Below are 13,164 nucleotides of genomic sequence, written 5' to 3'. Positions count from 1 at the left end.
GGCCGGACCCACTTCCACCGTGTAGGGTTTGCCGTTGACCTTCACTTCGTACACCGCCGGTCCGGCAGAAGCCGCGGAGGCGGCAGGCGCCGCAGACGGTGCGGCCGCCGGTGCGCCTTTCTTGCCGTTGGCGGAGGCCGCGGCGGGGGCCGCTTCGGGAAGCGGTTTGCCGCGCGTCTCAAAGAACTTCAACGCCACCTTCGGAAACATCGCGTACGTCAACCGGTCTTCGTCCGACTTCGCCCTGTCGCCGACTTCCGCTGAAATCTTTTCCCATTCCGGGTCCAGCAGATCCGCGGGACGGCAGTCGATGAGCTTTTCTTCCTTTGCGATTTTCTGCACCAGTTCGGGCTCCAGTTCGCCAGGCAGTTTGCCGTATTTACCGAGCACGCACTCGCGCGTTTCCTTGGTGATGATTTTGTAGCGTTCGCCGGTCAGCACATTCAATGTGGCCTGCGAACCGACGATCTGGCTGGTCGGCGTGACCAGCGGGGGGTATCCCAGATCCTTGCGCACGCGCGGCACTTCCTTTAATACTTCATCCAGCTTGTCGTGTGCGTTCTGCTCGCGGAGCTGGTTTTCCATATTGGAGATCATGCCGCCGGGGATCTGGCTTTGCAGAATATTGATGTCCACGCCGACGAAATTGCTTTCATACTGGGCGTAGTGTTTGCGCACTTCCTTGAAGTATGCGGAGATTTCTTCCAGCAGTTCCAAATCCAGCCCGCTGTCGCGCGGGGTGCCCTGGGTGGCGGCAACGATGCACTCCGTCGGGTAATGCGAGGTGCCCATCGACAAACTGGAGATCGCCGTGTCCACCATGTCCACGCCGGCGTTGATGGCGGCCTGCATGTTCATGCCCGCCAGGCCCGTGGTGGCGTGGCTGTGCAGGTGGATGGGAAGCGGAATTTCCTTTTTCAACTCGGTGATGAGCGGGCCGGCCACTTGCGGGGTCAAAAGCCCCGCCATGTCTTTGATGCACAGGATGTCACACCCCATGTCCACGATCCGTTTGGCCATGTCCTTGTAAAGCGGAATGTTGTGGACCGGGCTCACCGTGTAGCTGATGCAGCCTTCGACCGTGCCACCGGCCTTTTTCGCAGTCTTGACGGCCACCTCAATATTGCGGAGGTCGTTCAGGGCGTCAAAAATCCGAAAAATGTCGATGCCAACGTCTGCCGATTTCTGCACGAACCGCTCGACGATGTCGTCGGCGTAATGGCGGTAGCCGACGCAGTTTTGCCCCCGCAGGAGCATCTGAAACGGGGTCTTCGGCATTTTTTTCTTGAGTACGCGGACGCGTTCCCACGGGTCTTCGTTGAGGAATCGGATGCAACTGTCGAACGTCGCACCGCCCCACATTTCCAGCGAGAAAAAGCCGACGGCATCCAGCTTTTCCGCTATTGGAAGCATGTCCGCGGTTTTCATACGGGTGGCGAGCAGTGACTGGTGCGCGTCCCGCAGGACCACTTCGGTGATTTTAAGAGGATTGGTGTTGGTATTCATCCCACAGAAATCCTTCGAAAAGGTTGTGTTGGGTTACGGTTACCGGGCAACAAATTGCTGGTCACCGGCTGGGGACACAGTTCGACCTTGGCTCATAAACTCTTATGGAATCAAGGAATGAAGGAGGATGCCCCCAGGATTTGGACAGGAGAATACTAAGGGATTAGCCTGCCAAAATCAATTCAATTTTATGCTTATTTGCGCCAGGTGACCGGCATGAAAAGGAGCAGGATTCCGTAGATTTCGAGACGCCCCAGGAGCATCATCAGGCTCAGAATCCATTTTCCGGCGGCGGGGATGGAGGAATAGTCCCCCGCCGGGCCGACCGCGCCCAGGCCGGGGCCGATGTTGAACAGGCAGGCGATGGTGCCCGTCAGGCTGGTGGCGTTGTCGACGCCCAGGATCGACAGTAAAAGATAGCCCAATCCGGACAATCCAAAGAAGAGCCCCCACAGGGAAAGCACGTTGGTGACCTGGTCGCTGTCCAGAGCCCTCTGCCCGACCTTGATGCTGATGACCGCGCGGGGATGAACGAGTTTTTGCAACTCCCGGTAAATGACCTTGAGGATGATGATGACGCGGATGGCCTTGAACGAACCGCTGGTGGACCCGGCACAGGCCCCCATCATCATGAGTCCAACCAGGAGCACCTGCAGGTAATCCGGCCACTGGGTGAAGTCGTCGGTGGCGTAGCCGGTGGTGGTGTTGATGGAAACCACGTTGAAGGCGGCGCGGCGAAGCGCATCGCCGACGCCGTTTTCGGGAGTCTGTGCCCACAGGCCCACGGTGGCGGCGGCCACGCTCAACACGACGACGAGGGTGTAGAAGCGGAGTTCCGGGTTGGTGGTCACCACGTCCCAGTTGCGGTGCACCATGTGGTAGTGCAGGGCGAAGTTGACGCCTCCCAGGTACATGAAAGTGATAATGACCATTTCGAAATACAAATTGTTGAAATGGCCGACGCTTTCCTGATGCGGGGAGAAACCTCCGGTGGCAACGGTGGAAAACGTGTGGCAGACGGCGTCGAACCAGCCCATGCCGCCGCCCACCAAGAGTGCGATCTCCGCCACGGTCAGCACGAGGTAAGTGGTCCACAGGAGCTTGGCGGTTTCGGCCAGGCGCGGCTGCATGCGCTCGACGGTGGCGCCGCCGGGAATTTCCGCCTTGAACAGTTGGAAACTTCCGATGCCAAGCGCCGGAAAGATGGCCAGCGACAGCATGATGATGCCCATGCCACCCATCCACTGCATCAGGTTCCGCCAGAACAGGACGCCGTGCGGCAGGTCGTCGATGTTGGAAAGCACCGATGCGCCGGTGGTGGTGAAACCGCTCATGGTCTCGAAAAACGCATCGACGAAACTCGGGCAGGCGCCGGTCAAATAGAGTGGCAGACAGGAAACCAGGGTGAGCGACACCCAGGAGACGCCGACGATGGCGAAACCCTCCCGCTCGCGCAGTTTTTCAATGCCGGAAGGCAGGTACTTCCACAGTGCGGAGCCAACGACCACCGAAAGGATGGCGACGATGAGAAACGCCGTGTGCGGAGCCATGGCGCCGTGAAGGCCCGGCTCCAGGTAATAAAGGGAAACCAGCAGGGGCACGATCAGAATCGCACCCAGAAGAATAAGAAGGACGCCGACGACGTTGAAAATGGCCTGAAGGTTCATCAGGAAAAGAAGCCTGTTTTTTCGCTGAAGATTTTCTCCACCTTTTCAAGACATTGGGGCAGGGTGGCGAGGATCACCGTGTCTTCCGCTTCGATCTCCGTCGCCCCTGCAGGCACGATCATCTCGCCCTTGCGGACAATCGCGCCGATGATGGCCTCCGTCGGCATGCGAAGCTGGTTGATCCGTTTGCCGACGGCGGTGGATTTGGGATGGACCACGATCTCCATGACCTCCGCCTCGCCCTCCGCCAGTTTGTGCACGTTCAGCACTTCGCCCTTCCGCAGGTGCTTGAGAATGGCGGAAACGGTGATGAGGCGCGGGTTGATGTTGATGTCCATGCCGATGGAATCGAGGATCGGCATGTAATCGGGGTCGTTGGTGAGGACGGCGGCGCGCTTCGCCCCGTGTTTTTTTGCGAGCAGGGCGGAGAGGATGTTCATCTCGTCATTGTCGGAAAGGGCGAGATACAGGTCCGCGTCCTTCATGTTGATGTCGTTGAACAGGTCCGGGTCGGTTCCGTTGCCGTGCAGGATGACGGTGTTCTCGAGCGAGTCGGCAGCGGTCGTGGCGTAGTCGTGACTGGGCTCGATGATCGACACGTCGTCTACGAACTTGTGCAGTTCCTGGGCGAGGTTGATCGAGATGGGGTTGGCCCCGTACATGATGACCTTGTGGATCTGTTCCACTTTTTTGTTGAACATGGGGAGCGCGAGCGGCAGAAACTCGCTGTCGATCACGATGTAGGCCTTGTCCTTCGGCTGAACCGTGTCTTCAAACTTGGGCACGTGCAGGCTTCCGTCGCGCACCAGGGCCACCACCATGAAGGAGTTCATCTCAGACACACTGCGGATTTCCCTGATGGTCTTGCCGACCAGCGGCGCGTCTTCCGCCACCTCGAAGCCGCGGAGCAGGATGTGGCCGCCGGCGAATTCGGCGACGTTGATGGAACTGGGCGTCTGGATGATCTTGAGCAGGGAATCGACCACGATCTCGCCGGGATTGATGGCGTAATCGACGAACAGTTCCTGCGGGCTGAACACCTTGCTGGCGCCGGTCAATTCCACGTTGCGCAGGCGGGCGAACCGTTTGGGGATGCCAAACTTTTGTCCGAGGAAACAGACCATGAGGTTGATCTCGTCCTTGTCGGTGACGGAGATCACCATGTCTGCGCCGCGAATCTGGGCTTTCAACAGGGTGCTGGGAATGCAGCCATTGCCGTGGATGGCAAGCACGTCGAGCTTTTCGGAGATGGTTTTGATGCGCTCGGCGTTTTCGTCGATGATGGAGATGTCGTGTCCCTCGTGGGACAGTTCCTGGGCGAGGTTGAACCCAACGATGCCGGCGCCGACGATCAGAATTTTCATGGACGGTGGTCGTTCAAGCGGGGCAGGCCGCAGTGCCGCCCGCCCGGCTAACGGATTTTGTTGAGGTATTCCAGGAAATCGGACTTCTCGTCCATCAGTACCGTGGTGTCCGTTTTCAGGGAATTCTTGTAAGCCTCCATGGACCGCATGAAAGCGTAAAAATCCGGGTCCCGGCTGTACGCCTCGGCGTAAATTCGGATCGATTCCTTTTCGCCTTCACCCCGGATTTTCTGTTCTTCTTCGTACGCCTCGGCCATCAGGATGGTTTTTTCCTTGTCGGTTTCGGCGCGGATCTTGGTGGCTTCCTCCTTGCCTTCCGAACGGTATTCCTTGGCGATGCGCTCGCGCTCCGTGCGCATGCGGTTGAAAATGGAGTTGGCGATTTCCGGCGGCAGGTCGGCGCGCTTGATACGCACGTCGGTCACCTGGATGCCGTAGTCGGCCGCCTTTTTATCCACTTCTTCAGTGACCTTGTTCATGATCTGCTCACGGGTGTTGACGATGGCGTCCACCAGGTCGTGCGTACCCAACTCCACGCGCAACTCCGATTTGATGAGGTCGTCGAGACGCGAGGCTCCGCCGCGTTCCGTACGCACCGTTTGCAGGAACTTCAGCGGATCGACGATGCGCCACATGGAATAGTTGTCAATCAGCAGGGTTTTCTTGTCCTTGGTGATGACTTCGTAAGCTTCATCGTCGTTGACCAGCAGTTGTTTGGAAAAGTACTTCACCGACTGGATGACCGGGATTTTGAAGTACAGTCCGGGCTCGGTGATGGTCTTTTTGTATTCCTGGAGCTGAAGGACCACGGCGTTTTCCGTCATCTTGACGGTGAACATCGAGCTGTACAGCACGATGAGCAGAACAATGAGTCCAATGACACTGGCCTGTTTCATAATCGATCGATTCCGCTTTCGGTGAATGGCGGCCGCATCACTTGCGGCCGTTCATGTTCATGTTTTGCTGGAAATCCTTGCCCAGGGGCAGGATCGGCAGAACCCCGCTCCCTTTTCCGCCAATGACGAACTTGTTCATGTTGGGGAAGATTTCTTCCATGGTTTCCAGGTAGATGCGCCGGCGGGTGATTTCCGGCGCTTTCTTGTATTCTTGGAACTGGGACAGGAACCGGGCGGCGTCACCACGCGATTTCTTGACGATCTGTTCGCGGTAACCTTCCGCATTGCGGACAATCTGGGCCGCCTGTCCGCGGGCTTCCGGGATCACCGCGTTGCGGTACCCCTGCGCTTCGTTGATCATGCGTTCCTTGTCTTCACGCGCGCTGACGACGTCCTTGAATGCGCTTTCCACCTGCTTCGGCGGGCTGACGTCCTGCAATTGCACGTTGATGATGCGGATGCCCGCCTGGTATTCGTCGAGCAGGGCCTGCATCTGTTCCTTGACCAGGATCTGGATCTCCGCCTTTCCAACGGTCAGGGCTTCATCGATCATCTTGTTGCCGATGATGCCGCGGATGACGGTCTCCGCCGCGTCGCGGACCACCTGTGCCGTATCGCGCACGATGAACAGGAAGTCCTTGGAGTCGGAAATGTTGTACTGAACGACCAGGTCGATGTCGATGATGTTCTGGTCGCCGGTCACCATCAACGATTCCGGCGGGAAGTCGCGCACCTGGCCAGCGTTGTTGAGGCGGAAACCGATTTCGGTGCGGCGCACCTGGCGGACTTTCGGGGTGTATACGTGTTCGATGGGAGATGGGAACTTGAAATGCGGGCCGGGCAGGGTGGTGCGGTCGTACCGGCCGAAGCGGGTGACCACCCCTTCTTCATCCTGTTCCACGAAATAAAAAACGCTGGGCAGAATCCAGAGTGCCAGCAGAACGAGGATGGCTGCCAATACGGTGCCGGGTTTGAACGGCGGCATCTTGAACTGGGGCATCTGCATTTGCGGTCCGGGGCCGCCCGGTCCTTCACCACCACCGCCACCGGAGCGCGGCCGTTGGCGTTCCTGCGGCGGGCCCTGGTCGTGAAGATCATCCCATGACATGTTGTGATTCGACATAATTCACTTGGTTAACGGGACCCGCTCGGAACGAGGGACCCGGTATTGAAAAGTTACCGAACTAATTTCAGTGTAGCCCAGCGATCAGTGTTTTGAAAGTTTTTCAATATCTTCGAGGACTTTTTCCGCCTCGGTTTCGCTCAAACCCTTGAGCTGGTGACCGAGAAAATAAGAATAGTCGATGAGGGTTTCCCCGTCCATGAACCCTTCTTCCGCACTGGGGTCGTACAGGTATTCATAGATGGGGTTTTCAGCGGAGGTATAAAACAACTCCAGGTCCTGATGATTGATTTCGTAACCAAGATATATCCGGATCGAAGCTTCGTCCATGTTGAATTCGTCACCCGCTTCCTTGGCCGCGTCCTCCCTGCTTTTGCCGCTCGCCATCTGCTGACCGATGAAGGTTTCAATGGCCTTGTTGCGGCGGCGGTTGGCAAAGTGGACGTAATTCATCTCCTGGCCGATCATGAAGTCGAGATCCAGAAAATAAAGGCGGACCCAGTCGTCGAAATCCACTTCGCGGCCCCCTTCGGCGATTCCCAACTCTTCCGCTTTTTCCGGTTCCTCCTTCGCGAGCCGGTTGTACATGGCAAGAAAGCGTTCCAGCGCATCGTAAACCACCCCGCAGAAAAAAGGGTTCATCTGGTACCAGTTGTTGGTGCTGTTGTGCGCGTTCACCAGTTTGCGCAACATGATCATCAGCGTTTCCTGGTCGGCGTAGCGCTGCGATACCGGAAAATTTTCCTTGAGGTGGGTTTCCGACTTGGTCGCCTCTCCCCAGCTGTCCTGAATGATTTGCTGCAGGCCGGTCTTGGCCCGGTCGAGAGCGTGGAACACCAGCCGCTCGTGGTTGAGGGAGCGCTGGTATTCCATGTATTCCTTCAACTTTTCGTTGTTGGATTCTTCGGGGTGGCTGGGGTCCGTTTTGGTGATGTCTTTTGCAAACGCTAACATGGCTTCTCACTCATTTTTAATGGCCCCATTGTGACCAAAAAGGATTTTGATTTCAAGGTTTATCGGGTTTCCTTTGGGTCCGGCGGCAGGGGGGCCGTAAAAAAATGTAATTTTGCTTCTATAATGAAATGCATTGCGTTTACAATTAAAGAGAGAGTTGCATAACAAGGGGTTGACCTGTTTTGGGGAGGGGAAAAGTGCCATTTATGAAAACCTGCTATAACACATTGATGGCCTTCATCCTGGTGGTGGCCATGGTGCAGACCGGACCCGCTTTCGCCGAAAGTGCGTCCACCGGCAAGGGAAACGAGCCGGAAGTCCAGGGAAGTGAAACTGAAAAAACACCGGCCAAAACCAATATGCTGAAAGAGGCGTTTAAAAAACTGGTCGGTAAAGACGAGGAAAAAAAAGCGGGTGAAGAAACCGCGGTGGAAAAGTCGCCGCCTTCAAAAACCAAAAAGGCGGAGTCCGAACCGGAGCCGGAAACCGGAGAGAAAAAGGAATCCACGAACATCCTGAAGGAAACCTTCAAGAAACTGGTTGGCAAGAAGGATGATAAATCCGGTGAATCCGGGGACATCGAAAAAGCCGAAACCAAGCCGGAAGCCGGAACCCCTGAAGAGGAAAAACCCAAGGATGGAATCATCAAGAAAGCCTTCAAGACCCTGATCAAAAACAAGGAAGAAACTGAACAGGCCAAGGAAGAGGCTGAGGAAAAAGCTGCCAAGCTGAAAGACGCCGCAAAGGAGAAAAAGGTTGAGGCGGAGGCCCAGGCGGAATCCTCGGAAGAAAAAACCAAGGCCAGCGCCAAGAAGTTCATTTCCCAGACCATTGATAAAATCGTCGAGACCGTGAAAGGCGATGACAAAAAGGAACTGGAGGACGAGCCGAAACAGGCCAAGGTGGAAACCAAATCGAAAACGGACAGCACCTCAAAAGTCGAAGCCACCGGGGAAAATAAAGAAGAGGAAAAAGGCGAAAAGTCCAGCAATCCACTGAAAGAAGCCTTCAAGAAACTGGTTGGCGATGACGACACCAAAAAGAAGGAAGAAGGCACAGCGGTTTCCGAAAAACCGTAACGCGCTCAGCCCGGCCGTTGCCATGTCCCACCCGTTCCCTCATTCGATCACCGTGTCTATGGGGCGTATGATTACCAAGTCCATTCTGCTTGTTGCGGTCCTGTTTTTGGTTGCCGTTCCTCTCCATGCCGATGACGGCAAAGGCAAAAAGGGAGAGGCGGGCGCTCTCGAAAAAGCAAAGGACAAGGTGCTCGATTCTCTCAACTGGGAGGAAAACGTCGAGCGCGCGAAAAAGCAGATCCAGAAAACCAAAAAAACCTGGTTGAAAAGAACAAGGAAACCGGCCTGAAGAAATCGATCAAGAACATCGAAAAGAGCATCGAGCAATCCTCCAGGAACGCGCAGAAGGTGTTCAAGAAAAACGCCAAGCGGCTGGAGAAAACGTTGGACAATCTGACCGACGGCGAATCCCCCTCATCCAAATAATCCCCCCTTTGAATCCCGCTGCAATAGACGGCTGTTTGCCGAATCCTACCGGTTCCTGCGCCGGGGCCGGTCTTGCGTTGCCTCAAATCCGTTTTATTAGACAAATGATGGGTATTCCTCCGCTCTGACGAGGCATGACCCGGAATTCAAGTGGGATCCTCCAGCGAAAGGAGTTCTGTCGAAGACGCGTCTTGTTGGATTAAAGGGCGCGTTTTGCGGTTTAAAAATGCATTAACCGAATTCAGGGGGAAAGAAAGGAAGTGAAAGCGATTTATGAGCCTTAGGGCATTTGAAATAAAAAGAGAGGACTTTTTATCCAGCATGGTTGTGTTCCTGGTGGCGATCCCGCTGTCTCTCGGCATCGGCATCGTCTCCGGAGTGAGTGCGGAAAGCGCGCTCATCGCCGCCATCGTGGGCGGCATCGTGGTCGGCCTGGGCTTCGCGCTGACGGTTCATCTGTTCGTTAAGAACCCGGATCAGACGATGAAAAATACGCAACGCCAACTGAAACGGTTGTTCAACATGAGTTGAACGCATCGGTGATGCATGGGGTTTGCTGATTCAGGAACGGGAGTCCGCACGGGCTCCCGTTTTTACATTTGGGGAGAGACCAGGTACGCCGCCACGCCTTCGGTGACGTCGCGCAGGAAGGGAAGGTCGAGCATCTCCAGCGTGTCCGAGGGCATGTGGTAATGCGGATTGCGGAAGAATGCGGTGTCGGTCACCATCACCGCCTTGTGCCCGCCCTTCCAGAAGGGGGAATGGTCGCTCAACTGCACCTCCGGAAACGCCGCGCCGTCTCCCGGCACCACCAGGAACTCCACGCCCAGCCCCGGCACAGCCTGCTTCATCGATTCCACCAGCGACACCGTCATCGCCTGCGACACCTCGTTGCCGACCACGGCGATGAAGTCGCCCGTATCCGGATACTTCGCCGGATCGACGTAATGCGGATAGTTCTGCGAATGCGGCGTGCGGTTCACGAACCCCAGCATCTCAAGCGAGATCATCCCGGCCACCGGCACATCCTCCTGCATGAGCCGTTTGCACAGGTGCTCGCTGCCGACGAAGGCATATTCTTCCAGCGTGAATCCTGCGAACAGGATGGTCAAAGCCGGCTTGGTGTCTTTCAGGCAGGAGGCGATTTCCAGTAGCGCTGCCACGGCACTGGCGTTGTCGTCCGCGCCCGGCGTGCCTTCCACCGTATCGAAATGCGCCCCGACGATCAGCAGGCCTTCCTCCGGGTGCGCTCCTTCCAGACGGCCAAACACGTTGAAATACTCTTTTCCCTCGAAAGACACCGGGTCGCGCCACACCTCCAGCCCGCAGGCCGAAAAATGGGATTCGACATAGGCTCCGGCGGCCGCCAGGGCCTCCGGTGAGGAAAAGGGGTTCCGTTCGCCCACAAGGGCCTTTAAATGCGATTCGAGGGAGGCGGTTTCGGCTGGGCGCATGGGTCGTTTCCCCGCTTTAGAAGGCGGTTTTCAGGGATTTTGGCGGTCAAAAAATGGGTTTACATTTAAGGGAGCAAGTCATACCATAATCGGCATGGTCAAGGTAGAGTGCCACTCCGGCTACAAGGTCAACGAACGCCCCGTGGCGTTCACTCTCGCCGACCGCGATTTTCGGCGATCGTTCCAGGTGCGCGAGGTCATCGACGCCTGGCTGGGGGACGACTGCGACTATTTCAAGGTGAAGGCCGACGACGACAATATCTACCTGTTGAAATACGACCGGTACCAGGACCAGTGGGACCTGATTTTTTACCAGGATCCCCGCCGGATGGACACCATACAACCTCCCGCGTCCGGGGTCAAACACCCGTTTCAGCTTGCGTTCGAGCGGTTCGGGACGGACCGGTCCATTCCCATACATTGATCGCGCAGTCCGCCCGTCCACGGCGCGCCGCGTGCTGATTTTGTGCCGTACCCGGCACCGTACTACCCCAGCACAGGGCAGAATCCCTGCGCGTAACCTCCCGGAAATTGAATGAACCTGACTGCCCGATCGTCCCACGAGTACTCCGGCCAGCGGCAAAAGATGGTCGAAGAACAACTGATTGACCGCGGCATCCGCGACCTCGCGGTGCTGGAAGCGATGAGCCGCCTGCCGCGCCACCTGTTCGTCGAGCCCTCGTTCCAGCACAAGGCTTACGGCGACCATCCTCTCCCCATTGGCGACAACCAGACCATCTCGCAACCGTACATCGTTGCCGCCATGACCGAAGCGCTGGCGCTCAAGGGCGAGGAACGCGTGCTGGAAATCGGCACCGGCTCCGGCTACCAGACGGCCCTGCTGGCGGAACTGGCGGCGCAGGTGTTCACCGTCGAGCGCATCAAGCCGCTCGGCCGCCGCGCCAAGGAACTGCTTGACCGATTGGGCTACACCAATATCAACTACAAAATCTTCGACGGCACCTATGGATGGCGCGATCAGGGGCCGTATGATGCTATTCTGGTAACAGCGGCGGCGCCGGACGTTCCCAAAACGCTGGTCGAACAATTGAAGGACGGCGGCCGCATGATTTTGCCCGTCGGCGATTCCGAGCGGCAGGAGCTGGTCCGCGTGACCGTGAAAAACGGCGGGGTGCAGAAGACCATGCTGAACCACTGCCTGTTCGTGCCGCTGGTCGGCAAGTACGGCTGGCCGGAAGAAGAGTGACCCCGCCGCCGGGCCCGTCCACAGCCGCGATCCACTAACCGGATGGAACTTAGCTCGAGGTGACGACCGTGTTCTCGCGAATCAAGAAGGAAGGCCAATTCGAGTTCGGCCCCGGCATCAAATCCCATTACAACTACGACTACGGTTCGCTGTCCGACACCATGAACGAGGCCTACTGCGCCATGCTGTTGCGCAAGCTGGAAGCGTGGCAGAAGGAACACGGCCAGTTCGAGGTGGTGGTGGGCATCGAGACCGAAGGCATCCGGATCGGTTACACGCTGGCGAAGATGATGAACCTCACCTTTTACATCATGCCGCACCGGAGGATCGAGCTGGAACAACTGGGCGTACCCAAGTACCCCGCCGACACGCACTGGCTGATCGTCGATGACATCGTGACCACGGGCAGTCAGTTCATGCGCACCGTGGATTACCTGGACATCGAGGAGACGCCGGAGACCATCACCTATGCGTGCATGATCAAACGCAACCCGGCGAACCTGGATTTCTCCGCCGTCAGCGGCAGTCCCGACAAGGAACAGAAATGGGTCCGCACCGAACGCTTCGACTTCGTCGACAAGCGCCTCGTCGCGCTTTACAGTGAGGATTAGTAGGGTAAAAGATTTCAGGCCGAACAAAAAAAGTGTGCGTTAAAATTTTTCTAATCTTTCAAACTATCTTCGCCTTCCAACCGTTCCAAGCCGTTTCTCGCTAACGTGGCGTAGGGTTCTTCGGTGCTGGTGGCGGCTTTGCGGTACCAGTGCAGGGCGCGGATGGGATCGCGGGCGATCCCGATGCCCGTCTCGCGCATCAGGCCGAGCTGGGTCTGCGCCTTTGGGTCGCCTCCCTCAGCCCCCATCGTCAGCCACTTCACCGACTCTTTAAAATCGCGCGGGATGCCGAAGCCCGTCATGTACAGGATGCCGAGATTGGTCTGCGCGCGGACGTGTCCCGACTCCGCCGCCTTGCGCGTCCACGCCAGCGCCGCGTCGTAATCCTGCCGCACGCCCTGCCCGGTGGCGTACATCATGCCGAGTTGCGTCTGTGCCTCCACGTGACCCGCCTCCGCCGCTTTGCGGTACCACGCGAACGCTTCCTTATAATCGGATTGCTCGTACGCGGCATCGCCTTTTTGATACCAGTCGGATTGCACCCGCTGGGTGGCGCAGGCGGAGAACAGTCCACTGGCAAGCACGGCTGTCAGCAGGAGGGCGATGGCTGGGGATCGGGAATCGCGGTGGTGCATGGGAGCTCTTCTTTCTTTAAAAATACAGGGTGGACTTTAACAAGCAGGCCGTTTGCCCGGAAGGGGCGGCGACCCGTAAATGCTTTTTATCAAAGACCATTTTAGCTGGTTTCGGGATGGGGCGTTCCATGCAATTTCCCAAAGCGGTCCTGTCCCTGAAAAAGGACCGAAACGGTTGTGAGAACGGCGATTGGACTTTATTGACAAAGGCCCCGTTGCGCGGGCCGGCAAAATTTGACCAA

Annotated in this window: 14 protein-coding genes; 6 read left to right on the top strand and 8 right to left on the bottom strand. The window is 57.2% G+C overall.

Annotated elements, in window-relative coordinates; translation table 11 throughout:
- The 6 genes from TX82_RS01095 to TX82_RS01070 all read right to left on the bottom strand — a co-directional run.
- On the bottom strand, positions 1–1,506 hold a 1,506-nt coding region (locus TX82_RS01095; RefSeq protein WP_084603897.1), incomplete at its 3' end, for a pyruvate carboxylase subunit B.
- A gap of 194 nt (positions 1,507–1,700) precedes the next feature.
- On the bottom strand, positions 1,701–3,173 hold the full coding sequence (locus TX82_RS01090; protein WP_005011331.1) for a TrkH family potassium uptake protein: 1,473 nt from the start codon (positions 3,171–3,173) through the stop codon (positions 1,701–1,703).
- Entirely contained in the window at positions 3,173–4,537 is a 1,365-nt protein-coding gene (gene trkA, locus TX82_RS01085) for a Trk system potassium transporter TrkA (RefSeq protein WP_005011328.1), read from the bottom strand. Before trkA ends, TX82_RS01090 begins: the two co-directional genes overlap by 1 nt.
- Before the next feature lie 47 nt (positions 4,538–4,584).
- Positions 4,585–5,433, bottom strand: a complete 849-nt coding sequence (hflC, locus tag TX82_RS01080; RefSeq protein WP_005011326.1) for a protease modulator HflC — start codon at positions 5,431–5,433, stop codon at positions 4,585–4,587.
- Positions 5,434–5,470: 37 nt separating this feature from the next.
- Positions 5,471–6,541, bottom strand: a complete 1,071-nt coding sequence (gene hflK, locus TX82_RS01075) for an FtsH protease activity modulator HflK (RefSeq protein WP_144079046.1) — start codon at positions 6,539–6,541, stop codon at positions 5,471–5,473.
- Positions 6,542–6,640: 99 nt separating this feature from the next.
- On the bottom strand, positions 6,641–7,510 hold the full coding sequence (locus tag TX82_RS01070; protein WP_005011322.1) for a hypothetical protein: 870 nt from the start codon (positions 7,508–7,510) through the stop codon (positions 6,641–6,643).
- 206 nt (positions 7,511–7,716) lie between these two features.
- Between TX82_RS01070 and TX82_RS01065 the strand changes: the two genes are divergently transcribed.
- The 3 genes from TX82_RS01065 (at position 7,717) to TX82_RS01055 (ending at position 9,546) form a co-directional block, all read left to right on the top strand.
- On the top strand, positions 7,717–8,589 hold the full coding sequence (locus TX82_RS01065; RefSeq protein WP_005011320.1) for a hypothetical protein: 873 nt from the start codon (positions 7,717–7,719) through the stop codon (positions 8,587–8,589).
- Between the two features lie 67 nt (positions 8,590–8,656).
- On the top strand, positions 8,657–8,878 hold the full coding sequence (locus tag TX82_RS01060) for a hypothetical protein (protein WP_042250228.1): 222 nt from the start codon (positions 8,657–8,659) through the stop codon (positions 8,876–8,878).
- Between the two features lie 458 nt (positions 8,879–9,336).
- Positions 9,337–9,546, top strand: coding sequence for a hypothetical protein (locus tag TX82_RS01055; RefSeq protein ID WP_005011313.1), 210 nt, complete (start codon positions 9,337–9,339; stop codon positions 9,544–9,546).
- 62 nt (positions 9,547–9,608) lie between these two features.
- On the opposite strand, the gene TX82_RS01050 is transcribed toward TX82_RS01055, so the two are convergent.
- Positions 9,609–10,469: a M28 family peptidase gene (locus TX82_RS01050; protein ID WP_005011311.1), complete on the bottom strand. Its 861-nt coding sequence runs from the start codon at positions 10,467–10,469 to the stop codon at positions 9,609–9,611.
- Positions 10,470–10,563: 94 nt separating this feature from the next.
- Between TX82_RS01050 and TX82_RS15885 the strand changes: the two genes are divergently transcribed.
- The 3 genes from TX82_RS15885 to TX82_RS01035 all read left to right on the top strand — a co-directional run bounded on the left by TX82_RS15885 (position 10,564) and on the right by TX82_RS01035 (position 12,287).
- The gene (locus tag TX82_RS15885) at positions 10,564–10,893 is read left to right on the top strand and encodes a hypothetical protein (protein WP_005011310.1); all 330 of its coding nucleotides are present in this window, start codon (positions 10,564–10,566) and stop codon (positions 10,891–10,893) included.
- A gap of 111 nt (positions 10,894–11,004) precedes the next feature.
- Positions 11,005–11,676 carry a protein-L-isoaspartate(D-aspartate) O-methyltransferase gene (locus TX82_RS01040; protein WP_005011309.1) on the top strand — a complete coding sequence of 224 codons (672 nt, stop codon included), beginning with the start codon at positions 11,005–11,007 and terminating at the stop codon, positions 11,674–11,676.
- A 68-nt stretch (positions 11,677–11,744) separates the two neighbouring features.
- Positions 11,745–12,287, top strand: a complete 543-nt coding sequence (locus TX82_RS01035) for a phosphoribosyltransferase (RefSeq protein ID WP_005011306.1) — start codon at positions 11,745–11,747, stop codon at positions 12,285–12,287.
- A 50-nt stretch (positions 12,288–12,337) separates the two neighbouring features.
- On the opposite strand, the gene TX82_RS01030 is transcribed toward TX82_RS01035, so the two are convergent.
- Positions 12,338–12,922, bottom strand: coding sequence for a tetratricopeptide repeat protein (locus TX82_RS01030; protein WP_005011305.1), 585 nt, complete (start codon positions 12,920–12,922; stop codon positions 12,338–12,340).
- Positions 12,923–13,164: the final 242 nt, after the last annotated feature.

It is taken from the genome of Nitrospina gracilis 3/211 (assembly GCF_000341545.2).
Taxonomy (GTDB): domain Bacteria; phylum Nitrospinota; class Nitrospinia; order Nitrospinales; family Nitrospinaceae; genus Nitrospina; species Nitrospina gracilis.
This window is presented reverse-complemented; position numbering and strand designations above follow the sequence as displayed.